Raw genomic sequence first — 26,357 nt, forward strand, 5'->3', positions numbered from 1 at the left:
TCACTTCTCTTCGTAGCTAGTGATCTTCCCGATGCGGTTTGAATGCCTGCCACCTTCGAATTCGGTCTGGAGCCAGGTTTTGGCGATTTCACGCGCAAGCCCAGGTCCGATGACGCGTTCACCCATGGCAAGGATGTTGCTGTCATTATGCTCACGGGTCGCTTTTGCACTGAACACGTCGTGTACGAGGGCACAGCGAATCCCTTTCACTTTATTCGCAGAAATACTCATTCCGATACCGGTTCCGCAGATGAGGATCCCTCGATCGAATTCACCATTGGCCACTTTTTCGGCAACCGGCAGCGCATAATCCGGATAATCCACGGATGTGCCGCATTCGCAGCCGAAGTCTTCATACTGAAGGCCAAGCTCATCCATCAATGATTTTATTTCTTCACGGATATTCACACCGCCGTGATCGGATGCAATTGCGATCTTCATCTGTCATCCCCCAATTCACTCTTTCCTTCTATTTTGCCACAGGCACCCCATTATATAAAGGAATTGAATTGTTTTTTTCGTTTAACGGGAAAAGCACGGGAACCCCCGTGCTTTTTGGATCATAGATGGAATTTTGTAATGGTTCCTTTGAGTGACTCCGCCTGTGATTTCAATTGATGGGCGAGTTCTTCCACGTTCTTCATGACGCCCGCCTGCTCATTCGTTGCTTCAGACACTTCTTCCGCTCCGGCAGATGTTTCTTCTGCGATCGCCGCGACTTCCTGCGACTGGTTGGACGTGAGCTGGATGCTCTTCATCTGATCGTCCACGAGGACAGAGATCGTCTTGACGGAATCCACGACTTCATGGATGCTTTTGGTCATATTCTGGATGACGCGGTTCGTCTGTTCACCTTTATCCGCTTCCCTGTTCGCGGTGGTCACTTGATCTGTGATCTTACCGACTACCAGCCCGACCTCGGTCTGGATGTTTTGGATCAATCCGGATATTCCCTGGACCGCTTTCCCGCTTTCATCAGCAAGGTTACGGACTTCCTCTGCAACAACCGCAAATCCCTTACCGTGTTCCCCGGCCCTTGCCGCCTCAATGGATGCATTCAGAGCAAGAAGATTCGTCTGGTTGGCGATGTCCCCCACGAGCTGGATGATCTGCTCGACTTCCCGGGCGTGGCCCTCGAGTCGCTTCACGGCCTCAAGGGACGATTCATTCCCCGTCGCCAATCGATTGATTCCTTCCACCAGTGAATGGATGACCTCCTTGCTCTCGTTCAATTCTGCCACCATGGTTTCAGACAGCTTTTCAGAGGATTTGGAATGATCCTGTACTTCCTGTGCGATGCGGATGACATCTTCAACGGATTCCGCCGTTGTCTGGATGGCCGCTGCCGAACTTTCTGCTCCAGCAGAGATTTCGCTGATTGTCCTGGAAACGGAATTAGCCTGGGTGGACGCAAGTTCGGACGCGTCGGAAAGCTCCTGTACATACGTATTGGTCTTGCTGAAATTCTCGTCGATGTTCGCCACCATTTCCCGCAGGTTATGAAGCATCTTGTTATACGCCACCCCGAGGGAGCGGATCTCATCATCGGATTTCGACAGTTCCACTTCTGTGGAAATGTCACCATCCGCCGCTTTCAACGCCGCTTGTTCCAGTCGTTGCAGAGGCTTATCGATATATCCTGCTGCAAGATACGCAAGGAACCCCGACCAGAAGATCCCCATTCCTAGTGTAGCGAGGGTAAACCAGAAATCACTTACATCGGATGCGAATGTCGGTTTGATGAAATAAATGAACGCGGCACTCGTCGTATACGTGATGATTGCCAGAAGTGTGGTGAATAGTACAATCTTCTTCCTGAGACCTTTTTTGGAGCCTTTCCCTTTAGCCATCCTTCTCTCTCCCTGTCTGCTTCACTCACGCTCCAGTTTGTCCATTAACTGACCGATCAAGGAATCCAGTTCATTATATGTATGCCGGTAGATCTCAACGCTGCCTCCATACGGATCGGAAACATCAAGGTCTTCCGGGTCCTCGAGTACGTATTCCTTCAGCGTGAAGATCTTATCGGCGATATGGGGATATTGATCTACGATCGCCCATTTATGGCCCTGTGTCATGGTGAAAATATATGAAGCCCAGTCCAGTTTTTCACGTGTGATGGAGCTGGATTGGTGCTTATGTATTATATCGTTCTCTTTCAGCACTTCTTTAGCTTGAATTGAGGCATCTGCTCCGTCCATGGCGAAAACGCCTGCGGATTTCACTTGGATTCCTTGGTGGTTGTTATGCTTAAGGATTGCTTCAGCCATGGGGCTTCGGCAGGTGTTGCCTGTGCAGATAAATAGAATATTCATTGGATCATCCTCCTTCTTACCTATTATAAATTAATTTCCATTTTGGACAAAGAGCATTCATGCTTATTCGGTTGGAGCGTTTCATGGTGGAGGTGGAAATGTAGTTTTTCTTCATGGGAGCCGTAAGCCGTAGATGGGACGTTTCGTTTCGCTGCGGCCGCCTGCTTTCCACGGGGAGGAAGTCGAGCCTCCTCATTCTTGCGGGGTCTCGACCTTTCCTCTTTTCCCGTTGGAGTCAGGTGGCCTCCGCTTCACTTCACTTCTTGGTGGAGAGGAGGATTGTACTTTTTCATGAGCTATTTTTTATGATTCATGATAGGGCCATTGCATCCATTGGAGTTTTTGATGATTGATCGCTCCCCTTTTGTTACCTGTTGGTTGCTTCTGAATTTTGTTCTTATTCATGACGGCCGCAGACGGGACGTTCCGTTTCACTGCGGCCGCCTGCTTTCCACGGGGAGGAAGCCGAGCCTCCTCATTCTTGCGGGGTCTCGACCTTTCCTCTTTTCCCGCTGGAGTCAGGCTGCCTCCGCTTCACTTCACTACTTGGTAGAGAGTGGGCTTTGATTCTTCAAGAGAATGGTTTAAGATTTTTGATGCGTTTGGGAGCCAACCACCTTGCTCTTATTTAGAAAGAGGTTAAGACTCCAAGGATGGATTTCACTCTTTGAATAAAGATTTTAAACTGGAATCAGTGTTGATAAGATACTGACGCTAATGCCCTCTAAAGAGTGCAATGAAGCGGAGGGCGGCCGACTCCAGCGTGGATCAGAGGCAAGGTTGAGACCCTGCAGACGATAGCCGAAGCGGCTCAACTGCCTCCCCGCAGGAAAGCGGCCGCCCGGAGCGAAATGAAACGAACTATCCCAGAATCCACACACCCTGTCACCATCAAGAGATTCACCTCTTTGCCATTTGAAAATATAAATCTACTTCCAGCCAATCCTTTCCTCTCTACAGAACGCGAAACTTATATCCTCCAACTTTTGCAATGAAGCGGAAGGCAGCGAACTCCAGCGTGGATCAGAGGCAAGGTTGAGATCCTGCAGGCGATAGCCGAAGAACCGCCTCCCCACAGGAAAGCGGCCGACCGCAGCGGCATTCACCCTATCAAGCTACCAAAAAGAAAAAGCCCCAAACAGGGACTTCAAAAAGGAAGAAGCAGCTTGATCCCGAATAAGAACAGGATGCTTCCGCCAAGTGCTTCGCTGTAGGTGCCTAGGACTCCTTGGAATCGCCTTCCTATGAGAAGGCCGGCCCATGTAAGGACGGTGGCGGCAAAACCGAAACAGGCGACTGCGGCAACGGTTCTTGCGCCGAAGATCCCGAGGCTCAGTCCGACAGAGAAGCTGTCGAGACTGACGCTGAGTGCAAAAAGGACGAGACCGAATCCTACGGGGGAAACGAGCGTTGTTTCCTCCTCCTTGAAGCTAGAGAGGAACATCTGGATCCCAAGAACAATCAAGAGGATGCCTCCTGCATATGTAGCAAATGTACCGAACGTGTTGGAAAGGAACTTCCCCGTCATCATCCCGAGCAGCGGCATCCATACGTGGAAAATGCCCACCACGATACCGATATATAGGATCTGCCTTAACCTCAGTTGGAACATCCCCATCCCGATGCCAATCGAGAACGCATCCATCCCAAGTGCAAAGGCCATCAGCATTAGTGTCACCAATTCTCCGATCATTGTCATTCTCACAATTCCTCCCCCGGACATGCCTATAGAGAAATGTATGCATGTCCGGGGAGAATTAGACGAGAGTGTTTGGCTGAAACACAAAAAAGACGCCCTGCAAATGAGCGTCTTTTCCTTTACCATCCTACGATTTCACCGAACCACTCCCAGCCACTTTCTTGACGGCCACGTCCATCCCTTCGATCAGGATCGTTTCGATATGAGCGGTCACCCGTTCTGCGAGCCCATCCATTGCGTCAAGGTCTTCTCCCCAGATGTCCTCACGGCTGAGGATGGAACGGACGGCAGAAAGAATAGTGATCCTGCCCTCTTCAATGGCCTGCCATGTATCAAGAGCGAGAGCGTTTACAACGGGGTTTTCCCGCGTCTCATACTCCTCCTCGCCTCTCTCGGCTATCAGTCCTTTTTCCGTGGTGCGAACCGGCTTGTAGTACACGAGCAGTGCAGCAAGGGCAAGGACCAATGTTTCCGGGAGGTCCCCACGCTCGGCATGGGTCTTCAAGCGGGGCAAAAGCCTCGATGTGTATTTGAAAAAGGAGTTCATTCCGATATCGAGTAGGAAATGCTTATTATAAGGGTTCAGGAAGCGGTCCACGACTCCTGAAGTAAACGCCTTTTTCACCTCCTCTTCCATTGGAAGGGCCTCCTGTATGTCCAGGAATCCCTGCTCTACGAAGGAGCGGAGGGAAGGGGTGGTCATCACGTCCAGGACTGTGTCAGCCCCCGCCAGGTATCCGACGGGTGTCATGAGGGTATGGGGACCGTTGAGGAGTCCCACCTTCAGGTCACGCTGTTCCTTCACTCCACCCCACTTTACATTGAGGCCGGCTTTGTGGAGGGGGAAGATTTCCTTGAATCGTTCATCCGCATCGATGGCGAACAGATGATACGGTTCGCCGACCGTAATGAGCTCATCATCATAGCCGAGGCGTTCTTTGTACTCGGCTTCCTGACCCCGCGGGAACCCGGTGACGATCCGGTCGACCAGCGTGTCGCAGAATACATTCGAGTGGTCTAGCCATTCAAAAAAGGCTTCTGAATATCCCCAGTCTTCCGCTACCTTGTGCACGATGGATTTCAGCTTCTTGCCGTTGTCTTCAATTAATTCACACGGCAGGATGTATAACCCTTTATCCCCTGCCCCCTCGTAATACGTGAACCGATGGTGCAACAGGGCCGCCAGCTTCCCGGGATACGAAAGGGGCGAAGCATCACCGTCATACTGCTCCTCCTGGTAGACGATGCCTGCCTCCGTCGTATTGGACACGATGATTTGGAGGTCTGCGGATTCCACCGCCTGCTTCATGGCCGGCCAATCGGAATAGGGATTGATGCCTCCGCTGATGGAGGAGATGACTTCATGATAATCCACGGTCTCGCCATTCTTGCGCCCCCTCAAGACCGCCGTGTACAGATAATCCTGGGCGGCGAGCTTCGGCAGAACCTTCCCGTGGGGCGTCGGCTGCACGGCGATGATGGAGCCGTTGAAGACGCCCTGTTTATTCATCTCCTGGATCATCCAATCGATGAATCCCCTTAGGAAATTCCCTTCCCCGATCTGCAGGACCTTGGCCGGAAGATGCCGATAGGATGAGCTGGTGGGTACTTCTTTACTAAGCTTCATACAAAATCCTCCCTCTCACAGCGTGACGCCGTCTTTGAAAATGGAAATCTCCTTGAATCCGAGTCGTTCATTATGGGTGCGCGCTTCCCCCGATGCGAGGCCCGTGATGTATTCAAAGAACTCGTCGGCGAGCTCTTCCTTTCCCCTGCCTTCGATTAGCTGTCCTGCATTGAAGTCGATCCAATTCGTTTTCTTCTGGGCAAGTGCTGAGTTCGTGGAGATCTTCACCGTCGGTACAGGACCTCCGAACGGGGTTCCCCGGCCCGTGGTGAACAGGACGATATGGGCGCCTGCAGCCGTAAGGGCGGTGACGGAGACGAGGTCATTTCCCGGACCTTGGACGAGATGAAGGCCTTCACCTTTCGTGCGGTCACCATAGTCAAGGACATCAGCAATCTCCCCGAAGCCGCCTTTCTGGATGTTTCCGAGGGACTTTTCTTCAAGGGTCGTGATCCCGCCTTTTTTATTCCCTGGAGATGGATTCTCATAGACGTTCTGCCCGTGCTTCAGGAAGTATTCCTTGAAGTCATTGACGAGGTCGACGATCTTCCCGAACACGGCTTCATCTTTGGCCCTGCTCATGAGGATCTCTTCCGCGCCGAACATCTCGGGTACTTCCGTCAGGATCGTTGTGCCGCCTTCCGAGATGAGTCTGTCGGAAAATGCCCCGACAAGCGGGTTCCCCGTAATCCCTGAGAATCCGTCCGATCCACCGCATTTCAATCCTACCTTCAACTTTGAAAGGGGTACTTCCTGACGTTTGAATGTCTTGGCATAGTCGGCGAGCTCTTCGATGAGTTCGAGAGATTCGGAGATTTCATCATCGGCACTCTGGACTTCGATGAACTTCACCCTCCGTGGGTCATAATCGCCGATCACCTTCTTGAATTCTTCAATATAGTTATTTTCGCAGCCGAGACCCATGACGAGAATGCCCGCAGCATTGGGATGGTGGACGAGTCCGCTCAGGATCTTCTGGGTATTGTGAAGATCATCCCCAAGCTGGGAACACCCGAAGAGATGAGAGAAGCTGTGCACCCCGTCGATGCCTTCGAATTGATCACCGGCCATCTTTGCCACCATTTCCGCAGTCTTATTGATGCAGCCCACCGTGTTGATGATCCAGATTTCATTGCGGATCCCGACTTCCCCGTTTTCCCTGATATATCCTTGAAAGGTTTTGGTCGACGGCTTCGGTACGATTTTGTCATCTGTGGGCTTGTAGTCATACTGCAGCGTCCCTTTGAGGTTGGTCACCACATTGTGGGTGTGAATCCAATCTCCGCGGTCGATCGGCTCTGACGCCCTCCCGATCGGCATACCGAACTTAATAACGTTTTCATTTTTCTGGATCGGTTCCCTTGCAATTTTATGTCCGGCCGGTACGGCTTCCCTCAGGACGACTTCCCTGTCGCCATCCACCACGCGTTCCCCTGCTTCAAAATCCCTCAGTGCAATCAGGACATTGTCCCGTTCATGAATGACGATCGTTGAACTGTTCAATCCCATTCTCCCCCTCTTGTTGACAAAATAACAACGTTGTTATTATCATAGTATCATTCCTTTTTTCTGTCAATGAAGAGTTGTATCGACAACCGACAGAGAGATATAATGAAAACATCATAGTGCTGGAGGTTACCATGGGAGTCACAATCAAAGATATAGCAAAAGCGGCGGGGGTGAGCTTTTCCACCGTATCAAAAGCATTGCGGGACAGCCCACTTGTCAAGGAACCGACGAAAAAGCGGATCACCGAAATCGCCATGGAGCTCGGATATCAACCGAACGCAGCGGCGAGGAGCCTGGTCTCGAAGAAGTCTCATACAATCGGGATCATCTGGCCGACCATCGAAGGGACCGCCCACTCTTCCCTCATCACCCGCTTGAATACACAGCTGGAGCAGCTCTCGTATACGACCCTGATCTCCATCAACGATAAAGAATTCGCCATCAATCTTTTCAACCGCTATCAGGTGGATGCCATCCTTTGTTTTGATGACAATCCGGAGCTCCAAGCTGATACACCATCGGCGGTTCCCGTCGTCTCATACGGGATTGCCGATAAAGGAAGCGCATCGCCGACGGTAGACGTCCAGCGGAAAAAGGCCGTCTATATGGCGACCAATTATCTTTCCTCCATTGGTCACCGGTTCATCAGCTATATCGGGGTCCTGGATAAACCGATTCAGGATGAAAAAGCGAAGGGCTTCAAACTGGCAGCGGAAGGACTGGGACTCCCCGGTTTCGCACACCAGATCGTGGACGTTCCGAAGCTTGAACCGTATGATGGGTACGTCGCGGCCAAGGAGGTCCTCCAAAGCGTTGAACGTCCCACGGCAATCATCAGCGGGAGTCATGATCTTTCCAAGGGGATCCTGAGGGCTGCAGCAGAGTGCGGAATCAAGGTCCCGGATGACCTTTCCATCATCAGCTACGACAACCTGCCAGATGAAAACGATACCCCCATCCCCCTCTCGACGGTCGGGGTCCCACTGGATCACATCACGTTACGCTTGACAGATGTCCTGATGGATGTCATCAATGAAGATGATATAGAAAAGGTCCTATTCCTGGAACCTGAGCTCAAAGTGACGGATTCTTGCCGTCCACTATCCAACCATTAGGAGGAGAAACCATGTCATTTTCCATTTTTCTTGCAGGTGATTCAACTGTAGCGGATTACCCTGAAACTTCTGCTCCACAAGCCGGTTGGGGGCAAACATTCCCGGCCTTTCTGGATTCGAGCATCTCGGTCCGGAATCATGCCGCTAACGGACGCAGCTCCAAAAGCTTCATCGACGAAGGAAGACTGGATGTGATCGAAAATGAAATCGCTGAAGGGGATTATCTCTTCATCCAGTTCGGTCACAATGACAGCAAGCAGGATGGACGATTCACGGATCCTTTCACCACCTATAAGGAGTATCTGCTCCGCTATATCGAAACCGCAAAAGAAAAGAAAGCGCATCCGGTCCTCATTACGCCCGTGGCGAGAAGGAAATTCGGAAGCGACGGCACTGTGCTGGACACCCACGGGGATTACCCTGCAGCGATGAAGGAGCTTGCACGGGAACAATCCGTCCCTGTCATCGATCTTCACAAGAAGAGCTTGAAGCTCCTGGATACGTTGGGTCCGATCCGGTCCAAAGCGCTCTATATGTGGATAGACCCGCATCCCAATTTTCCAGACGGCGCCATGGATAACACGCATTTTAATGAAGACGGAGCGCGGGAAATCGCCGCTATTGTAAAGAAAGAACTTGAAGGGGTCGTGCCAGAACTGACTCCAACAATAAAATAAATCAACAGAAGCCTGATCCTTTTAATGGGATCAGGCTTTTCTTCATTCAGTATTGAATAACGAAGGAAGGAATTGGATCGTTGAACTGCATCCAGTCCATTCCCATCTCATCATCTGTGAGAAGGCAACGATCCAAGGAGCCCTCGATTTGGTGACGGTCCATATCCATACCGATCATGACGAGCTCGGTCATACGATCCCCGTATTCTGGATCCCACTTTTCCTTGAGCTCGGTTTCCTCTTCAAGAAGCTCGCGGATTTCGCCTTCTGGATAGGTCGCTATCCATGGGCCAGCCCCTTGGATCATGATGGATGGACCCGCTTGTGAAAGAAGGCCGGCAGTATCGTTGCGACTTGCAAGCCAGAAGAAGCCCTTTGCCCTTACAACCTCTTCCGGCCACCCTTCAAGCCATTCCATGAAGCGACCAGGGTGGAACGGCCTCACCCGCCTATAGACAAAGGTCGAGATGTTGTATTCATCCGTTTCAGGGACATGCTCTTCCTGTAGCTCCTTGATCCATCCTGCACTTTGGCTGGCGGACTCGAATTGGAATGAATGTGTGTTCAATACCTCTTCAAGGTCGACCCTTGCATGGCTGGATTCGATGATTCTGGCATCTGCATTGAGCTTCCTCAGGACCGCCCTTAGCTCATTGACAGACTCCTCCGCAACCAGATCGGTTTTGTTCAAGAGGATGACGTTGGCAAACTCGATTTGGTCGATCAGCAGGTCGACGATTTCCCTTTCATCGGTCTCGTCTGCTGCCTGACTTCGATCGAGCAGCGTCTCCCCACTGGCAAAGTCGTGCCAGAAACGGTTGGCATCAACCACCGTCACCATCGTATCCAGCCTTGTTTTCTCGATCAGATCGACACCGGTCGCTTCATCGGCATACGTGAAGGTCTGGGCGACAGGCACCGGCTCGGAGATACCCGAAGACTCAATGACGATATAGTCAATGTCCCCTTGTTCCACAAGGCGATCGACTTCGATAAGCAGGTCTTCGCGCAACGTGCAACAGATGCATCCATTCTGAAGCTCCACAAGTTTTTCATCGGTCCGGGTGAAGCCCTCTTTCTTCACAAGGGACGCATCAATATTCACCTCGCTCATATCATTGACGATGACGGCGATCTTCCTACCCTCCCTGTTGTGGAGAATATGGTTCAATAACGTCGTTTTTCCTGATCCTAAATAGCCGCTCAATACAGTTACTGGTATTCTCAATGGTCTCTCTCCTTTTCATTTACATACTTCCGATGATTCGTTCCGCTGCTTTCCTCGCTCCTGCAATATTCCTGGCGACGGGACCGATCTCCAGTTCGGCCAGTGGTCCGGATACATAAAGGTGATCGCACCATTCCAAGTGCTCGTTGACGATAGGGAATCCGCATTGTGCACATACCAGCCCTTCCTTCCTGACCAGTTCACGGACCCACTCCGTTTCCATTATCTTTGGGCAAAATCCCGTTGCCAGCAACAGTGTTTTCCCTTCCCACCGGGAGTGCTTCAAGGAAAGGGAAAGGGTCGATCCATCCACCCCGCTTCCTTTCACTTCATCCTCGATGAATCGGTACTCACCACGGTCCTCCAGCCTCCTTAACCTGTGCCTGAGCTCGCTTGTCACTGACCCGCGATGGCGTGCATCGTGAATGGCTTGCCTCCTTTTTTTGTACGAAGGGAGTGAGTGGAATCCTCTCAAACACTTCGGACCGAGCCAGCCCGGATCACTGTCGAAATCATGGACCCGATAGGGATGCCTGCTGATTTGAACCACTCTCCCAGGATGTTCCCGAGCAAGCTTGATCACTAGATGGGCTGCTGTGATTCCGCCTCCCACAACGGCGATGTCAGGAGTGACCACCGGGAGCTTCTCTTGAAAGATATGCCCTACTTGGGTCGGTCGACTCGATCGCAACTCCTCGGCCCACTCGGGCACACTGAGCCTTTCATTCATCCCGGTGGCAATCACCAGATTCTTGCCTTCCACTGATCCCGAATCGGTTTCCACCACCCAGTGGTTCCCCGACTTTGTGACCCCTTGTACCCTCCCTTGCTGCCATCTCTCTTGCAAGCCGATGCTGGAGAAAATGGCTTCACTGTGACGATTGAAGAAATCAAGACCCGGCCTTTTGTATTTCCCGTAAAAGACGTCGGATCCCCCATCATTGAAGTAATGGAGGCTGAACGGATGAATATCACAATGATGGACGGATGGAGATCTTAAAAACGGCATGGAAATCCTTGATGTGATGTCCTTCCACTTTTCGATGGGCCCCTTATGAGGATCTATGATACAGATTTGACTCGCAGGAATTCCTTTGCCCTTAATCAGATAGGTTGCGATGGTGCACCCGTGGATGCCGCCCCCTGCAATGATCCATTCCACCTTACCCACTCCTTTTTCGTAATGATTACGATTTATAAGTCATTTGATACCCCGACCTCCCATCAAGGTCGGGATACCATCATTCGACTTTGATATAAAATTCTTCCACATACGGGTTTTCAGGCGGTTCCACCTTTTTAAAGACGGGATGCTTGATGACAGGCATCGCCATCCCATTGAATTCTGCCTTATCCAAGATCCCGCTCACTTGCACCCATGTGTCGGGTTCGAGGGTTGCGAGATCCTCACTTCTTGAAAGGATCCCGTAAACTGAAGCATCCGCGACACAGCACGTCACCGTGAAACGTGATATGACCACTTCATTCTTTGAAAATCCTTCGTCCTTGTAAATGAAGCCCGTAAGCTGGATCTCTTTCCCTATCGAGGAGTCGAGCTGTTCATCCACGACGCTGAGCGTCTGGATGTATTGTTCATCCCTTACGATGATTTTTTCCTTCTGTTTGATCACGTCTTTCAATTTCTCATAATCTTTCTCCAGGGGAAACGTCCCGACGGGATCCAAACTCGCTTCTCCTCCGTGGACCGCTTCGACCGCTTTTCCACTCGATCTTTCTCCTTCATGAGGAGTCAACGTGAATAACCCATTCCCGACCTTCACTCCTCGCTTGGCAGCCACGGACCCATCCAGAAGTTGATCGGGAAGCAGGAAACCTGTGACCAACGGGAGAACAAACAGTGAGTACACCACGAAGGGGCGCACCAACCCCCTTGGCACCTCATGGGCTTCACAGCCGCATTGACCCTTGGCATGGAATCCTGAGGTTCCCCGGATGATTTGAACCGCACCCAGAAGGAAGAAGACGCCTAACGCAAAATATAAATACCCATGCATCTTCGGTGCGACGAAGTTTTGAAGGTTGAATGTCAGAAGCAGCTTCAATAGGAGCAAGGCATAGCCGATCAATATCACCCCACGGATGTATGTATGGAACTGTTGGGTCGATTTCATGGTTCCCCCTCCTTCACGTCAAGATTCCAATCAGCATGGCACATGCATAGACCACGACGGTGACAATGAGAATGAACGCCACGACATATCTCTTCTTGAAATACGACAGCATCAGTAACGTGTTCTTAAAGTCGATCATCGGCCCATAAACAAGGAAAGCCAAAAGCGATGAAGCGGTGAACAAGCTGCCGAAAGAGGATGCGACAAACGCGTCTGCTTCCGAACAAAGAGAAATTACATAAGCGAAGATCATCATCACGGCAGGACCGATCAGGGCGTGTGACCCGATCCCCACCAGCAGCTCACGATCTAAGAACGTTTGAAAAATGGCTGCCACAAGGGCACCGATGATCAGGAATTTTCCCATATCGAAGAATTCATCACTCGCATGGGTCAACGTCAGCATGAGTTTGCTTCCTTGCTCATGATGATGTTGGTGAGGCCCGGTTCCTTTCAGCAGAGGATCCCTATTGTTGAATAACCGGTACCAAGCCCCGCCGATCACTACGGCAGCCACGAAACCGATCACCATCCTCCCCCACACGATCGTCCAGTCCGGCTGGAATGCATAATAGGTCGAAGCAAACACAATCGGATTCAAAATCGGGGCCGTCACCATGATGACAAGGGCCAGATGGGGCGGGACACCTTTTCGCATCAGCCTTCTCGCCACCGGCACAATGGCACACTCACAAACCGGAAGGATGGCCCCGACTATGGCGGCCGGGAAGATGGCCAGGTACGGGAATCGCTTCGGTATCAGCCTTTGCAATGTCTTCTCCGATACGAATACCTGGATCAGAGCTGAAGCAAATACACCGATCAGAATGAACGGGATGGCTTCCAATAGGATGCTAAGGAAGATCGTCGTGACATTCGCCAACCCGGAAGACAGGAGACTTGACGGAATTTCTATGAACTCACCGGCAAGGAATAGGATAACGAGACCGACAAACAACAAAAGTCCAGTCAGATCTTGTCCGATTGTTTTGAGTGTACCCACCTTTTCTCCCCCCTTTTTACAAATCGTAATAATTACGTTTTATATTATAATCTATGTAGCCATAAAAAAACTATGTTTCATTTTTCCTGTTCTCATTTTTCTTGATCTTCCTATTTCATTTCTATGCAGCAGCCTATAAAATCTTTCATTTTTTCTCGAAATGATAGACTATCAAATTACTTTTGGCATTTAAAAAGGATGCTAGCAAGCTAGCATCCTTTTTTCTATCAACTGTGGATAATCTCGTTTTTAAACTTAATATCGTCTATTGCACTGAAGCCTTTATACGCAAGCCACATATTCAAATGAACGAATAATGTGAACCCGAAAAGCGGGATGAAACCGGGAAATGAGATGAAAAAGTAATAGGTCGACAGTGTCGCAATGATCATGAGTACGAGATTCCCCGGCTGTAGGAAACCGATGAACAGCGCCTGCTTGAAGGTCTGGAAGAACTTCAGGTCGTAATGGACATAGACCGGTAGAATATACGTGAGCAGGATGATCAGGACGAAGCCCATGAGCATGAGCAGGTACTGGATGATGGTATAGATCGTCCCTTCCATCTGACGGAAGAAGTGAAGGTCGACGTACCAGAGCAGTGCGAAGCCCGCCAATGAAAAGAACAGTCCGTTGGCACGGAAGAATTCTTTCCTGTAGGTACCCCAAAAGCTCCTGATGAGCGGAAGGTCTTCCACCCCCATGACCGCTTTACGGGTGACGGCATACATTGCCACTGTACTCGGACCTATCCCGAAAACCACTCCTCCAAGGAGGGTACAGCCGATCCAGAGCAGGTTCAAGATGGCAAAGTGCGTGATCCATCGGCAGAAGTTCAACACCCCATTGATCAATCGTCCCATTTCCATGGTATCCCTCTTTTCCGTTCCATTATTGGTGCATCGGTTCTTTCTTCATCAGTTCTTCAATCGTGACGGGACGGTGCTCCTTGACGGATCTCCATACTGCCTCACCCGTCATGACCGCATAGGCACCGTCCTCACTTCCAGATAGGATCTTATACGGGCGGAGCGGATCTTCCCCGAGGAAAAGATCTTCCTGGATCAGGGGATCTCCTCCGCCGTGGCCGCCCTGATTCTTCACGACATGGATCACTTCCTTCGATCCGAAGAGCGGGAAATAGTCGATGGTCTGTTCCGGAACGGGGAAGGGCACCCTGGACGGGGCATGGAATTCCGTCGTTTCCAGACGGCCCTTTGTTCCGTTGATGGCCAGTCGATATCCTTCGTATGGCAGGGAGAAATTGATGGAATAGCTTAAAAGGCTTCCCCTGTCATACTTGACGGTGGCGGTATACGTATCTTCAATGGCAATCTCCGAATCGAAGATACATTGATCGGGACGGTATCCGGTATACGTTTCCTTTCGCTTCTCGTCAGAAGTGATGTGGTCGTCTTCTACCGTGATGCTGTTGCTCCTGGAGTTCCATCTGGAATAGTAGGAGCAATCCCGCTTCACCTCGCAGGTATGGCAGTGACGCCCGTCGACCTGGTCAGGATTGTATTCACTCTCATTCCCGTAGTAGTTCAGATCTCCGTATGCAAAGACTTCCACCGGTTTCTGGTCGAGCCACCAGTTGATGAGGTCGAAGTGGTGACTTGACTTATGGATGGACAGTCCCCCGGAATGATCCCGGTTACGGTTCCAGCGTTGGAAATAACTCGATCCGTGATACGTATCGATATACCAATTCAAGTCGACGGACGTGATCCGCCCGAGCTTCCCGGACAGGATAGTCTCCTTGATCTTGGTGTGATACGGGCTGTACCGGTAATTAAAGGTGACTGTGACCTTTCCCTTGCTCTTTTTCTCCGCCTCCATTACCCTGCGGCTGTCGGCGGCGTTTGTGGTCATCGGCTTTTCTGAAATTACATCAAGATCATGATTAAGCGCTTTCTCAATATACGTGATATGAGTATCATCGCGGCCTGCGACAATGATGACGTCAGGTCTCGTTTCTTCCACCATCCGTTCGAACTCATCTTCCTTATACTCAGGTACTCCCTGGGTGGACGGATGGTCCTGTTTACATACGGCAAACCGCTTCGGATCTTTATCCAGCAAGGCTACAAGTCTTGCCTGCTGGGTGAAGTTGTTCAGCATCGGCTGGATGAACATGGTGATTGCCCGGTTACTAACGCCGCAAACGGCATATTTCTTCATTATGCATTCCTCCCCTTTGTTCATTATTCCATTCTATAGCTCTGGAAGGATATCCTGCATTTCAAGACTGCAAAGCACGAAAGATCCGACGCCATGAAGATCATTTTCAATGACCGGCCGTTCCACGTAGTGTGTGTAGTCCCCCACCCCGGTGCCAATGCAGATTTCCGGCATGATGAAGAGACCGTTCTCGTCAAATTCCATCCGCTTCACAAGGGCGCGGTATCCTTTAATGGCAAACTCTTTGTAGCTTTCATCAAGGACGCCTGATTTCACGGCTCTTGCAATCGTGTAGATAAAAAGAGCCGAGCAGGACGTTTCGATCCAGTTTTTCGGATCATCGGCTTTGTCGACCACCTGATACCACAGATGCTTTTCAGGATGCTGATAGGAAATCAGACTTTTGGAAAGATCCCTGAGGGCACCTGAGATTTCTTCTGTCGCCTGATGGCCTTCCGGGAGGAAATCGAGGATTTCATTAAAGGTGATTCCGTACCAACCGATGGCCCTTCCCCAGAATTCAGGCGATCGGCCCGTTTCGGGATCCGCCCAAGGCTGCACCTTTTGTTCATCCCATGCATGATGGTAAAGACCGGTCTTCTCATCAAGCGTGTGCTTCCTCATGAGACGCTCCTGTTCAAGGACCATTTCGAGGAGGGATGGATCATCGTACTCCTTCCCATAGTTCATAGCGAACACACCGCCCATATAGAGTCCGTCCAGCCACATTTGGTACGGGTAGCGGTCTTTATGCCAGTAGCCCCCGTCAGACGTGCGGTTGAGTGTCGGGAACATATTCAATAGTTTCGTAGCTGCGATCTTATACCTCGGGTCATCCGTTTCCCGGTCAAGGGTGAAGAGAAGGAGGCCAGCTTGGATGGCGTCCAGTTCCCTGCGGCTCCAGAGGAAGTTCCCGTTCTCATCGATATTGTGATCGACATATTCCTTTACATAATCAACGAACGCATCTCCCCCGATCTTTTCCCGGAGCTGGAGCATGCTTACCAGGAACACGCCCTGATGATAATGCCATCTTCCGTCAGGCGGAAGTTCACTTGCCTTGTAGGCTGACATGAGGGATTCGCAGGCTGCTTTCCCCCATGCAAGTGGTGACGTCAATTCATTCTTTCGATTGAGTGCTGTTTCCATTCCACGTTCACTCCCGTTTTAAGTTTTTTCACATTATCCTTTCAATCCGCTCGTACTGATTCCATCCACGATGTAGCGTTGGAAGAAGAAGAAAATGACGAAGATCGGAATGATACTGAGCGTCGACATGGCGAACATTGCTCCCCAGTTCGTGACGGAGTTCGGGTCAGAGAATAGCTTCAAGGCAAGGGATACCGGATACTTCTCGGGGGTGGACAAGTAAATGAGCGGACCCATGAAATCATCCCATCTCCAATAGAAGGAGAAGATGGCCGAAGTCATCATCGCCGGTACAACAAGTGGCACGATGACCCTGAAGAAGATCCCGAACGTGCTGCATCCGTCGATCTTCGCTGCTTCATCAAGCTCCACCGGAATGGTCCGGATGAACTGCATGATCAGGAAGATGAAGAACGGGATCCCGAAGAAGGTCGGGAGGATGAGCGGCAGATACGTATCGATCCAGCCGAATTTATTGAACATGATATACTGCGGGATCATGACCATCTCGAACGGCAGCATCATGGTAAGCATCATACAGATGAACCAGATGCTCTTCCCCCTGAACTTGATCCGTGCAAATCCATAGGCAATGATCGTGGAAGATATGATGCTCCCCACCGTGGCGACGACGGCAATGATGGCCGAGTTGATGAAGAAGGTCTTGAAGGTGATACCGGCGAATCCTTCCCAACCTGTGATATAGTTCTCGAAATGCAGTTCATCAGGTATCAATGAATAGGCGTTGACGAAAACGCTGGAGCTCTCTTTCAACGAGCTGCTGACCATCCAGACGAGGGGATAGATCATGATGAGGGTGAACACAATCAACAGCGTGTGCTGGACGATTTTGAACGTGCGTTTCTTATTCTGCATATGCGCTTCCTCCTTCCCTATTTGCTATCGGATTCATAGTGAACCCAGTGCTTGGATGTTTTGAAGATCAGACCCGTCAGGACGGCGATGATGATGAGCATGAACCACGCCATGGCGGATGCATAGCCCATATCGAAGTATTCGAATGCCCTTCTATACATATACAGGACGTACAGGAGCGTGCTGTTCACCGGACCGCCGTTGGTGACGACAAAGCTCGGCGTGAAGGCCATGAAGCCCTGGATGATCTGCATGATCATATTGAACAGGATGACCGGTGTCAGAAGCGGCAGGGTGATGATGAAGAATTGCTTAATCGGTGAAGCCCCGTCCACGCTTGACGCTTCATAATACGTTTTCGGGATATTCCGCAGCCCTGCAAGGAAGATCAGCATGGAGGATCCGAACTGCCAACCATACAGGACGATCAGCGTCCAGATCGCCGTCTTCGGGTCACCCAGCCATGAATGGGTCGGGATTCCGAGAAGGGCAAGGATGGAGTTGAATGCCCCGTCGTTCCCGAATAGCTGCCTCCACATGATGGAAACCGCGATGCTTCCGCCGACGACGGATGGAAGATAGAGCAGGGTCCGGTACAATCCGGCCATTTCGACCACCTTATTGAGGGCCAATGCCACAAGGAGGGCGAAGATGAGGCGGAACGGAACGGCGACGCCGGCGTACATGAGGGTGACTTTGAACGATTGCCAGAACGTTTCATCCCCTGTGAACATCCGTACGTAATTGTCAAGGCCGATCCAGTTCGGCTCACTCATCAGATCATAGTCTGTAAATGATAGATACAGTGAATAGAGGATAGGGTATAAGGTCAATAGGAAGAACCCAAGAAGGAACGGAGAAATGAACAAGTAACCTGTCACATTCTGATAGTCGGATTTTTTCTTCCGTTTCGGACCGGTGGGCTTCAATTCGGTGATAGGCTTCGGATCAATGGCAGTCTCTCTCAGTACCGGAATCGGATCATCTGATTTATTCGGCAGCACGAAGGTCCACCCCTTTCTTCGATATGATGGAATAATGGCGGCCCGGTCAGGTTCGCCGGGCCGTTACAAACGCTATGGGGATAAGCTTACCTGCCCAGAATGCTTTCAGCTTTCTTGCGGAATTCTTTCGCTCCGTCTTTTGGTGACAGCTGACCGTACATGACGAGCTCATCCACTTCCTGCAGGGCACCGAGTACTTCTGACGCCTGTTGAGGATAGTTGGAATCGATCGGCGAACTGTTATCGGTCACCATTTCGATATAATCGAACACTTTCTTATCCGTATCGCTCAGCGTACTGGCCATTTCATTACGGATCTCTTCTTTGATCGGCACTCCACGGTCGGAACCACCGATTTCATACACTTCGATATTATTCGTGAAGAAGTCGATGAAGCGCGCTGCCTCTTCCTTATGCTTGGAGTTTTCACTGACCGACCAGAGCATGGCAGGTTTCAGGAACATCCCTTCCCTGTTGTTGTCACCCGGCAGAAGGGTCATGGCAAGCTCCTGCTCGCTTGCACTGTCAAGGGCCGTGGCCTGATTGGACCAGCGGAAATCAAATGGTGCTTTGCCGTGGACGATGAGCTCATCTTCCACCCCTTTGATCTGTTGGATCGTGTCGTAACCAGGTGCCACTCCTGCGTCTACCATCTTCTTGTTCAGTTCAAAGTAATCGCTCAGCAGCTTATCATCCTTATAGCCAAGGGCCGTTCCATCCTCATTGAAGAGCTTTTGGCCTTTTTCCCTCAAATAATATTCAAATAGATTCTTAGGTTCCATGAGACGGGTTCCGAATTCACCGGTTTTTTCGTGGACTTTTGTGGCAATATCCACATATTCATCCCATGACCAGTTGCCGTCCAGGTTTTCCACTCCGACTTCCTTCAACATGTCGACATTGTAGAAAGCGGTGAGGGCGTTGGTGCCCGTCGGAATTCCAAGGATCTTATCTCCCTGCTTCCCGGAATCCATGATGATGTCACTTACGCCATCGACGTTGATGGTGCCGTCTTCCACATATTCAGAGAGGTCTGCGAGAAGGTTCTTATCGGCGTACTGATTGAGATACTCCCCGAAGTTCTGCTGCATGATATCAGGCAGATTGTTCCCGGCTGCCTGAGCGGCCATTTTCTCGAAGTATCCGTCAAAGCCCGTGAATTCAGATGTGATCTTGATATCCGGGTTTTCTTCTTCAAATTTCTTGATGATTTCCTGTGTCTGGTCATGACGGCTTTGAGAGCCCCACCAAGTCATCCTCAGTTCTACTTTGCCGTCCTTCGTCTTCCCGTCCTTGCTGTCTGAAGAACTTCCTGTTGAAGACGAACATCCTGCGAGGAACGTCGTCAACACCAATCCAAGAGCCATGGTTTTCATTACTTTCGGTTTCCATCTCATCCCTTTGAACCTCCCTTTGTATTGAAAGCGTTTTCTTATGTCTTGTTTTATCTTAATGGATTAGGATAATTGATTAAATAAAATTTTCAGATATCTTTGTATAAAAAACAGACTTTGTTTTTTATGGGGACGTTTTTCTAATACCGCTGTTGACTTCCGTGACTTTATACCATTTAGGGATTGATACGAAAAGGGGTACGTTCCTTTCCGCTGCAGGCACTTGCTTTCCGCGGGGAGGAAGTCGAGCCTCCTCAGCTGCGCTTCCGGGGTCTCGAGCTTTCCTCCTTCCCGCAGGAGTCAAGTGCCTTCCGCTCCAATCCACTCTGAAGGATCAATCGTAACGTGCATATAATAAAGGACCCCATATGATAGAGAATGGATCTCTACAATGGAGCCTCAGATAAGCACTATTTTATACCTCTTGAACCGTCACTCAAGATTCTTCTTATAATAGTAAAAGTACATGCTGAGCGGCCACCAGGTGATGGCGAAGATGGGGTAGACGGCCCAGATTTCGTGGGGGGTGGTGATGGTGTTGACGGTGATGAAGAATGCACTGATGTAGATGGAGGCGATGATGGAGAATTCGAGGTGCCTCTTGGTTTTTGCATAGTACATGGAGAGCGGCCACCATAGGAAGACGAAGGCAGGGTAGACAGCCCACGGATGGCCCGGCTCGAGGAACAGGTTGAGGCCGACGTAATAAAGGATGGCGACGGCACTTCCGATCCACGAGGCTGCATAGGTCCTTGCCCATCTGCCGAGTACGGTAAAGACCGACCAGCCGATGATCGGGAAAACGGCATAAAGGGCCCACGGATAATGAGGTGTGGTCCTGGTGTTCTCAATGACCAGATACAGGACAAGGATGAAGCTGACGAGGTACGAAAACACCTTGTACCTTCCTTTGCGTGTAAAAAAAACAGAGACCGGCCAGAGGATCATGGCGTATGCCGGGTAAAGGGTCCAGGTAAGGTCGGGATGCCGGAGCACAAAGATGTTCGTCAACGTCAGGAAGATGACAATGAGAACCCCTCCCCCGATGGCAAACGCGATATGCTGCTTTTTCATTTACGCCCACCCTTTTTCCTCAATCTGTAATAATACATGGAGAGCGGCCACCACAGGATGGCAAATGTCGGATAGACGAACCAGATGGTCTTCGGGGTATAGTAGAAATTGATGAACACGAAGAGTGCGATGATCAGGGCGCTTCCCCAAATGGAAAAGCCGAGATTGATCTTCGTCATATCCTTTTTGGCTGTTGGAAGAGTCTCCCCCACACCGAGCTCCCGCTTCAGATCTTTGATATCGCCGAAATCAACGATGGCTTTGTTGATGGCATCTTCTTCTTCCTTGCCCTCTGCCATCAGGTCATAGACCTTTTCCTCAAGATTCTGGATGATTTCCAGTTTCAACGCTTCTGTTCTCTCACTGTAGGGCACATCGTCAAACAAGTCCTCTACATGATGCTGGATCTTTCTCAATTTAACCCCTCCATGAACACATCTATGATTTCTTTCGTCTGCTTCCATTCTGCCGCCGCTTCCCTTAAATAGGCCCTGCCCAATGTGGTGATCCGGTAATATTTCCGTTTTCCTCCGTGGGATACATCCCCGAAATAGGACTCTATGAGGTCTTTTTTCTCGAGGCGCTGGAAGACCGCATAAAGGGTCGCCTCCTTGATTTGGAAGCGGTCGTCGGTCCGTTCGCTGATTTGCTTTGAAATTTCATATCCATACTGATCCTCTTCAAAGATCAGACGCAGGATGATGGAGTCCAGATGACCCCGGATACTGTCGCTTCGAATGATCGTTCACTCCGTTCAGTAAAGGGTTCTGAAGCTCCTTTACATTGGTATATCTCATAGAGTAATTTTACGTTTTATTACTCTATGTGTCAAAGTAATTTTCATATAAAAAGGAGGCGATCCATTAAGGATCACCCCCTTCTTCACCGAATCAAACCTGTTCCTTGTTCAAGTACTCCTTTGGTGTGACGCCGACATACTTCTTGAACACCTGTCCGAAATACCTCGGGTTATTGCCGAATCCCACCGCCTCGGCGACTTCGAAGACCTTGATCTCTCCGCTGCGTTCCATGAGGTCTACCGCTTTTTGGATTCTTTTATCCAACAGGTAGTTGGAGAATTTCTCTCCTTTTTCCTTCTTGAACAGCTTGCCGATATAGTCCGAGTTCATATAGAGGACGTCGTTGGCCACCTGGGAGAGGGAGAGGTCGGGATCCGATAGATGCTCATCCACGTAGTCCATCATGCGCTGGATGATGCTGCTCTGTGAGACCTTATTCCGCTGAAACCGCTCGCCGGCGATGTCACGCGCTGCATTTTCGATGAAACTCCTCAACTCTTCGAAGGAATCCAGGTTGCTGACGATCATCACATCTTTGAGGAGGTCATCCATCCTCTGAGACTGACGGATCATGAGCATGAAGAGCTCGATGCAGTGGGATTTCAACATATTGACAGGATAGCGCTTCTCTTCTATCTCAATGAAAAAATGTCTCAGATGGCACTCGGCTTCTTCGACGTTTCCACTTTTCAGCATATAGAGGAACTCATCGTGATCAAAAAGGAGGGTATCGTTGCTCACCGCTTCATCCCTTACATCCCTTGTCGTAAGGATACTGTTATTCCCCAGATAAAAGCTTTGGGACAAGCACGAGATGGTTTCCCCGTATGCTTCTTTCAGTCCTTCCGGTGTGCTCGGTTCACTTACGGCCGTCGTAAACGTTTTACGATAATAGGAGGTATACTCTTTCCTGAATTCCTTGATATGTTCGATGAGTTCCCTTTCCCCCGCCGCTTCCCCTTCAATGAGGAGCAGGATGCGCTCTCCCGTGATGGTGGAAAGGATGATACGGTGGTGTTTCAAGAGCTCGTTCGTCAGTGCTTCCTTCAATACGAAGCGCTCATCGATGTCATGATCATCATCAAGATGGAAGACGAGGATCCGATACGTCTCTTCCCTGAGATCAAAGAGCTTCCCGTAGTGCTCCCAGTCTTCCGGCCAATAGGTCTTCCCCGTCAGGTAATCCTTGAGGAACTGTTCCTTGGCGATGGGAAGGACCCTGTGCAGACTTTGCTGGATTTCCTGGTAGACCTCCTGCTTCTCCTTCTCCTCATCAAGCCCCTCTACGATCTGTTTAAGGGCTCCCTCGATTTTCTCTTCGTTGCTCGGCTTCAGAAGATAGTGTTTGACGTTATATTCCATGACGCCTTTGGCATATTCAAACTCATCATAGCCTGAGAGGACGATGAAACGGATATGGGGATGAATGGCGTGCACCTTCTGGATGAGCTCGACCCCGTTCATGCCGGGCATCTTGATATCGGTAATGACGATGTCGACGGGATTTTCCCGGATCCACTCGTAGGCCATCACACCATTATGGGCTTTGTACGTCAATTCCGTTCCGCACTCCTCCCAGCGCACGAGGGCCGCGATCCCCTCCAGGATATTCAATTCATCATCTGCAATCAATACGCTATACACGTCCTTCACCTCCACTATAAGGTATGATGATCTTCACCTTGGTTCCGACACCCGGGGTCGACTCGATCCTGACCCCGTATTCCTCACCGAACATGAGCTTGATCCGCTCGATGATATTCTTCAAGCCGATTCCGGAGCTTTTGGAATGGATCTCCCCCCTGTAGATTGCCTGGATGCGTTCCTCGCTCATTCCAGGACCATTGTCCTCGACAACGATCTCAATTTCTCTACCCTTCGGATACATATAAATATTGATCTCGCACTGGGAGGTCATCTCCTCAAGACCATGGGCCATGGCATTTTCGACAATCGGCTGGATGCTGAGCTTCGGAATCAAGTGGCTATCGAGGTCCAATAAACTGTGGAATGAGAATTTCAGCCGATTTTCGAACCGATACTCCTGGATGGTGACGTAATGCTTCACGATTTCCATCTCATCCTTCAGGGTCACGAGGGCATCTTTCTTACTGATGATATTTCGCATCATATTCCCCAGGGCCTCCACCATCACAGAGATTTTTTTCTGCTGACTGATCCTTGCCATCCAGTTGATGGAATCAAGGGTATTGTAGAGGAAATGCGGGTTGATCTGGGCCTGGAGCGCCTTGTATTCTGTCTCCTTGATCATAAGCTGTTTTGTATAGTTTTCCTTGATCAGCTCATTGATCTTATCGATCATGATGCGGAAGTTGGAGTGAAGGAGACCGATCTCGTCTTCATTTTCTGTATCCGCGCGCTCAAGGGTGTGTTCAAAGTCGCCTGACTGCACTTCCTTCATATTCCTCGAGAGATCCTCCAGTGGCTTCGAGATGAATTCCGCCGCCTTCCTGCTCACGATGATGGAAAGGATGAACATCGAGATGAAGGTAAGGATCATGATGCTTTTCACGACGGCATTCTGCTGGGTGATATCACTGAAAGGCAGGAAATGATAATAGGTGAGATCGGAAAAGCGCGAATGCACATAGGTGGTCATATAATCCTTTCCATTGACGCGTTCATTTTCATATCCGCTCCCCCGCTCCTCATCAGGTGGACGGATGGGCCCGATCTCACTGTCCGGATTCTGATAGAAGATCTCATCCCCATTGGTGACAATGAAATTCTTGTTCGGGGAAAAATTAAGGGCTTCCTCGATCAGCTTGTTCATATCAACGGATATGATCAAATAGCCCATTTTCTTCAGCTCTAGATTCTCCTTTGAACGGATGAGCCGCGCAGAGGAAATGATGTTTTCCTCTTCTCTATTCTTCGCCCACACATTGGAGCCTTTGGAGGCAGCGACGATGGGGAGGATTTCTTTCTTATCAAGTTCTACCTTGGTATTGAATCCGTATGTGTATTTTGAGCCGGAACTGTCGATGACCTGGATGGCGGCAATGTAGGGTTCTGAGGTGGCGAAGTAGAGGAGCCGCTCCTGGAGGCGGACTTTCGCCTGATAGATGTCAATATTGACGTCGCTATCCTGGATGATGCGGAGATCTTTCTGGACCTGGTCGTCAGTGAGGACCTGGAAGGATAGATCTTCAACGCCTGCCAGCTCTTCGTCGAGGACGGTGGAGGAAAGTTGGAGCATGGCGGCCGATTCCTCCGAGATCCGGTCTTCGTACATGCTGGTGAAGAATTGGTAGCTGATGATTCCCAGGAGGCCGAATATGCTGAGGAGGAGGAGGGAGACTGCAAATATTTTGTTGCGGATTTTCAGATTTCGGAATATAGGTTTGATCTGCATGCCCCGGCTCCTCCGATCGTTTCCGTCTATTATATCATCGCTGCCTGTTTGTGAGAACGCTTACTTTTGTGGATCGATCTGCTATCTTACTAGGAATTTTTTGATTTGGGAGATGAGAGACTGGTGTTGATTTCTCCTATTTCATCTGCTCATTTGCTCAGAGTGCAATGCTATGGGGAGCGTTTCGTTTCGCTGCGGAAGGCCGCTTCACTACACTCCTTGATGCTGAAGGTAGGGTTGAGATTTACTTGTTCTTGGTTGCAGAATTATCATATTGAATTTGAAAGTACCAATCGGGCTAACTATAAAAATGAACGATCTGCAAAAAGCTTTTGGGTGTTGTGCCTAAGTTCTCTTAAAAGTGGATTGCTCATTATACTTAGGGAGGTTTGACACCGACCTTTTCTATCAAGGTCTCATTCAAAAGCATGGAGGCCATTGAAGCGAAAACGAATCAGCCACATTCCATGTTAAGTAAGGGAGTTCAATGTTTTACTGGTAGATATCTATGCCTGCCACGTCCATTAATAGGATTGCATGCACCAATCTACATATTATGTTTTTTGAAACCGGTCTACCTTACCACTCTCCACCAAAATCGAAGAGTGCATTGTAGCGGAAGGCGCTTGACTCCTGCGGAAAAGGAGGTGTGGCGAGACCCCGCAGGCACGAGGAGGCTCGACACCCTCCCGCTGGAAAGCAATCGCCTGCAGCGAAAAGGAACGGTCTCTTCCCAACTCTCACTTTTCTAAAAGAATTCTACTATTCTCCAGAGGATGCCCCTACCTTCTACACCACTAATAACATTTTCGGTACCATTCTAAATGATCTGGTTTCAATACCAGCCTCCTCACCACTATCTCCCCCAAAACCAAAGAGTGCATTGAAGCGGAAGGCGCTTGACTCCCGCGGAAAAGGAGGTGCGGGGAGACCCCGCAGGCACGAGGAGGCTCACCGTCCTCCCCGCCGGAAAGCAAGCGCCTGCAGCGAAAAGGAACGGTCTCTTCCCAACTCTCACTTTTCTAAAAGAATTCTAATATTCTCCAGAGGATGCCCCTACCTTCTACACCATTAATAACATTTTCGGTACCATTCTAAATGATCTGGTTTCAATACTAGCCTCCTCACCACTACCTCCCCCAAAACCAAAGAGTGCATTGAAGCGGAAGGCGCTTGACTCCTGCGGAAAAGGAGG

Annotated in this window: 23 protein-coding genes; 2 read left to right on the forward strand and 21 right to left on the reverse strand. The window is 50.1% G+C overall.

The window, feature by feature from the left end; all coding sequences use genetic code 11:
• The 6 genes from rpiB to ACNA6I_RS20605 form a co-directional block, all read right to left on the reverse strand.
• On the reverse strand, positions 1-441 hold the full coding sequence (gene rpiB, locus ACNA6I_RS20580) for a ribose 5-phosphate isomerase B (protein WP_048004860.1): 441 nt from the start codon (positions 439-441) through the stop codon (positions 1-3).
• Positions 442-560: 119 nt separating this feature from the next.
• A complete protein-coding gene (locus tag ACNA6I_RS20585) occupies positions 561-1,850 on the reverse strand; it encodes a methyl-accepting chemotaxis protein (RefSeq protein ID WP_048004859.1) in 1,290 nt (429 codons plus the stop codon).
• A gap of 21 nt (positions 1,851-1,871) precedes the next feature.
• On the reverse strand, positions 1,872-2,315 hold the full coding sequence (locus tag ACNA6I_RS20590) for a low molecular weight protein arginine phosphatase (RefSeq protein ID WP_048004858.1): 444 nt from the start codon (positions 2,313-2,315) through the stop codon (positions 1,872-1,874).
• 1,147 nt (positions 2,316-3,462) lie between these two features.
• Positions 3,463-4,008, reverse strand: coding sequence for a manganese efflux pump MntP family protein (locus ACNA6I_RS20595; RefSeq protein WP_079514545.1), 546 nt, complete (start codon positions 4,006-4,008; stop codon positions 3,463-3,465).
• Positions 4,009-4,141: 133 nt separating this feature from the next.
• Positions 4,142-5,641 (reverse strand): tagaturonate reductase, encoded by a 1,500-nt coding sequence (locus ACNA6I_RS20600; protein WP_416314099.1) that lies wholly within the window; start codon positions 5,639-5,641, stop codon positions 4,142-4,144.
• 15 nt (positions 5,642-5,656) lie between these two features.
• A complete protein-coding gene (locus ACNA6I_RS20605; protein ID WP_416314100.1) occupies positions 5,657-7,144 on the reverse strand; it encodes a UxaA family hydrolase in 1,488 nt (495 codons plus the stop codon).
• Positions 7,145-7,281: 137 nt separating this feature from the next.
• Here ACNA6I_RS20605 and ACNA6I_RS20610 point away from each other — a divergent pair, with 137 nt between their 5' ends.
• Complete coding sequence (locus ACNA6I_RS20610; protein ID WP_159645649.1) at positions 7,282-8,265, forward strand: LacI family DNA-binding transcriptional regulator; 984 nt, start codon at positions 7,282-7,284, stop codon at positions 8,263-8,265.
• An 11-nt stretch (positions 8,266-8,276) separates the two neighbouring features.
• Positions 8,277-8,942: a rhamnogalacturonan acetylesterase gene (locus tag ACNA6I_RS20615; RefSeq protein ID WP_048015289.1), complete on the forward strand. Its 666-nt coding sequence runs from the start codon at positions 8,277-8,279 to the stop codon at positions 8,940-8,942.
• 46 nt (positions 8,943-8,988) lie between these two features.
• On the opposite strand, the gene ACNA6I_RS20620 is transcribed toward ACNA6I_RS20615, so the two are convergent.
• The 15 genes from ACNA6I_RS20620 to ACNA6I_RS20690 form a co-directional block, all read right to left on the reverse strand.
• Entirely contained in the window at positions 8,989-10,170 is a 1,182-nt protein-coding gene (locus tag ACNA6I_RS20620; protein ID WP_416314101.1) for a GTP-binding protein, read from the reverse strand.
• Between the two features lie 19 nt (positions 10,171-10,189).
• Complete coding sequence (locus ACNA6I_RS20625; RefSeq protein WP_416314102.1) at positions 10,190-11,332, reverse strand: SidA/IucD/PvdA family monooxygenase; 1,143 nt, start codon at positions 11,330-11,332, stop codon at positions 10,190-10,192.
• A gap of 79 nt (positions 11,333-11,411) precedes the next feature.
• Positions 11,412-12,302 (reverse strand): TIGR03943 family putative permease subunit, encoded by an 891-nt coding sequence (locus ACNA6I_RS20630; protein ID WP_416314103.1) that lies wholly within the window; start codon positions 12,300-12,302, stop codon positions 11,412-11,414.
• A 13-nt stretch (positions 12,303-12,315) separates the two neighbouring features.
• Positions 12,316-13,305, reverse strand: coding sequence for a permease (locus ACNA6I_RS20635; RefSeq protein ID WP_063191970.1), 990 nt, complete (start codon positions 13,303-13,305; stop codon positions 12,316-12,318).
• Between the two features lie 227 nt (positions 13,306-13,532).
• Positions 13,533-14,168 carry a YesL family protein gene (locus ACNA6I_RS20640; protein WP_197084359.1) on the reverse strand — a complete coding sequence of 212 codons (636 nt, stop codon included), beginning with the start codon at positions 14,166-14,168 and terminating at the stop codon, positions 13,533-13,535.
• Positions 14,169-14,196: 28 nt separating this feature from the next.
• A complete protein-coding gene (locus tag ACNA6I_RS20645; RefSeq protein ID WP_063191971.1) occupies positions 14,197-15,489 on the reverse strand; it encodes a Gfo/Idh/MocA family protein in 1,293 nt (430 codons plus the stop codon).
• A gap of 33 nt (positions 15,490-15,522) precedes the next feature.
• Positions 15,523-16,638: a glycoside hydrolase family 88/105 protein gene (locus ACNA6I_RS20650; RefSeq protein WP_416314104.1), complete on the reverse strand. Its 1,116-nt coding sequence runs from the start codon at positions 16,636-16,638 to the stop codon at positions 15,523-15,525.
• A gap of 33 nt (positions 16,639-16,671) precedes the next feature.
• On the reverse strand, positions 16,672-17,514 hold the full coding sequence (locus ACNA6I_RS20655; protein WP_048004850.1) for a carbohydrate ABC transporter permease: 843 nt from the start codon (positions 17,512-17,514) through the stop codon (positions 16,672-16,674).
• A 17-nt stretch (positions 17,515-17,531) separates the two neighbouring features.
• A complete protein-coding gene (locus ACNA6I_RS20660; protein WP_142245814.1) occupies positions 17,532-18,452 on the reverse strand; it encodes a carbohydrate ABC transporter permease in 921 nt (306 codons plus the stop codon).
• A 152-nt stretch (positions 18,453-18,604) separates the two neighbouring features.
• On the reverse strand, positions 18,605-19,915 hold the full coding sequence (locus tag ACNA6I_RS20665; RefSeq protein WP_053072105.1) for an ABC transporter substrate-binding protein: 1,311 nt from the start codon (positions 19,913-19,915) through the stop codon (positions 18,605-18,607).
• 429 nt (positions 19,916-20,344) lie between these two features.
• Positions 20,345-20,986 (reverse strand): hypothetical protein, encoded by a 642-nt coding sequence (locus ACNA6I_RS20670; protein ID WP_416314105.1) that lies wholly within the window; start codon positions 20,984-20,986, stop codon positions 20,345-20,347.
• A complete protein-coding gene (locus ACNA6I_RS20675) occupies positions 20,983-21,402 on the reverse strand; it encodes a permease prefix domain 1-containing protein (protein ID WP_048004848.1) in 420 nt (139 codons plus the stop codon). Before ACNA6I_RS20675 ends, ACNA6I_RS20670 begins: the two co-directional genes overlap by 4 nt.
• Positions 21,399-21,728, reverse strand: a complete 330-nt coding sequence (locus tag ACNA6I_RS20680) for a PadR family transcriptional regulator (RefSeq protein ID WP_053429650.1) — start codon at positions 21,726-21,728, stop codon at positions 21,399-21,401. Before ACNA6I_RS20680 ends, ACNA6I_RS20675 begins: the two co-directional genes overlap by 4 nt.
• Before the next feature lie 148 nt (positions 21,729-21,876).
• A complete protein-coding gene (locus ACNA6I_RS20685; protein WP_416314106.1) occupies positions 21,877-23,430 on the reverse strand; it encodes a response regulator transcription factor in 1,554 nt (517 codons plus the stop codon).
• Positions 23,423-25,162 (reverse strand): sensor histidine kinase, encoded by a 1,740-nt coding sequence (locus ACNA6I_RS20690; RefSeq protein ID WP_063191975.1) that lies wholly within the window; start codon positions 25,160-25,162, stop codon positions 23,423-23,425. Before ACNA6I_RS20690 ends, ACNA6I_RS20685 begins: the two co-directional genes overlap by 8 nt.
• Between the last annotated feature and the right edge of the window lie 1,195 nt (positions 25,163-26,357).

Origin of the sequence: Rossellomorea sp. FS2 (assembly GCF_047915635.1) — a bacterium.
Classification (GTDB): Bacteria; Bacillota; Bacilli; order Bacillales; family Bacillaceae_B; genus Rossellomorea; species Rossellomorea marisflavi_A.

Coding starts and splice junctions, on each gene's coding strand:
- ACNA6I_RS20610 (WP_159645649.1), top strand. CDS start 7,282: ATGGGAGTCACAATCAAAGATATAGCAAAAGCGGCGGGGGTGAGCTTT.
- ACNA6I_RS20630 (WP_416314103.1), bottom strand. CDS start 12,302: ATGAAATCGACCCAACAGTTCCATACATACATCCGTGGGGTGATATTG.
- ACNA6I_RS20600 (WP_416314099.1), bottom strand. CDS start 5,641: ATGAAGCTTAGTAAAGAAGTACCCACCAGCTCATCCTATCGGCATCTT.
- ACNA6I_RS20595 (WP_079514545.1), bottom strand. CDS start 4,008: ATGATCGGAGAATTGGTGACACTAATGCTGATGGCCTTTGCACTTGGG.
- ACNA6I_RS20645 (WP_063191971.1), bottom strand. CDS start 15,489: ATGAAGAAATATGCCGTTTGCGGCGTTAGTAACCGGGCAATCACCATG.
- ACNA6I_RS20585 (WP_048004859.1), bottom strand. CDS start 1,850: ATGGCTAAAGGGAAAGGCTCCAAAAAAGGTCTCAGGAAGAAGATTGTA.
- ACNA6I_RS20640 (WP_197084359.1), bottom strand. CDS start 14,168: ATGGGACGATTGATCAATGGGGTGTTGAACTTCTGCCGATGGATCACG.
- ACNA6I_RS20655 (WP_048004850.1), bottom strand. CDS start 17,514: ATGCAGAATAAGAAACGCACGTTCAAAATCGTCCAGCACACGCTGTTG.
- ACNA6I_RS20665 (WP_053072105.1), bottom strand. CDS start 19,915: ATGAGATGGAAACCGAAAGTAATGAAAACCATGGCTCTTGGATTGGTG.
- ACNA6I_RS20670 (WP_416314105.1), bottom strand. CDS start 20,986: ATGAAAAAGCAGCATATCGCGTTTGCCATCGGGGGAGGGGTTCTCATT.
- ACNA6I_RS20650 (WP_416314104.1), bottom strand. CDS start 16,638: ATGGAAACAGCACTCAATCGAAAGAATGAATTGACGTCACCACTTGCA.
- rpiB (WP_048004860.1), bottom strand. CDS start 441: ATGAAGATCGCAATTGCATCCGATCACGGCGGTGTGAATATCCGTGAA.
- ACNA6I_RS20690 (WP_063191975.1), bottom strand. CDS start 25,162: ATGCAGATCAAACCTATATTCCGAAATCTGAAAATCCGCAACAAAATA.
- ACNA6I_RS20615 (WP_048015289.1), top strand. CDS start 8,277: ATGTCATTTTCCATTTTTCTTGCAGGTGATTCAACTGTAGCGGATTAC.
- ACNA6I_RS20590 (WP_048004858.1), bottom strand. CDS start 2,315: ATGAATATTCTATTTATCTGCACAGGCAACACCTGCCGAAGCCCCATG.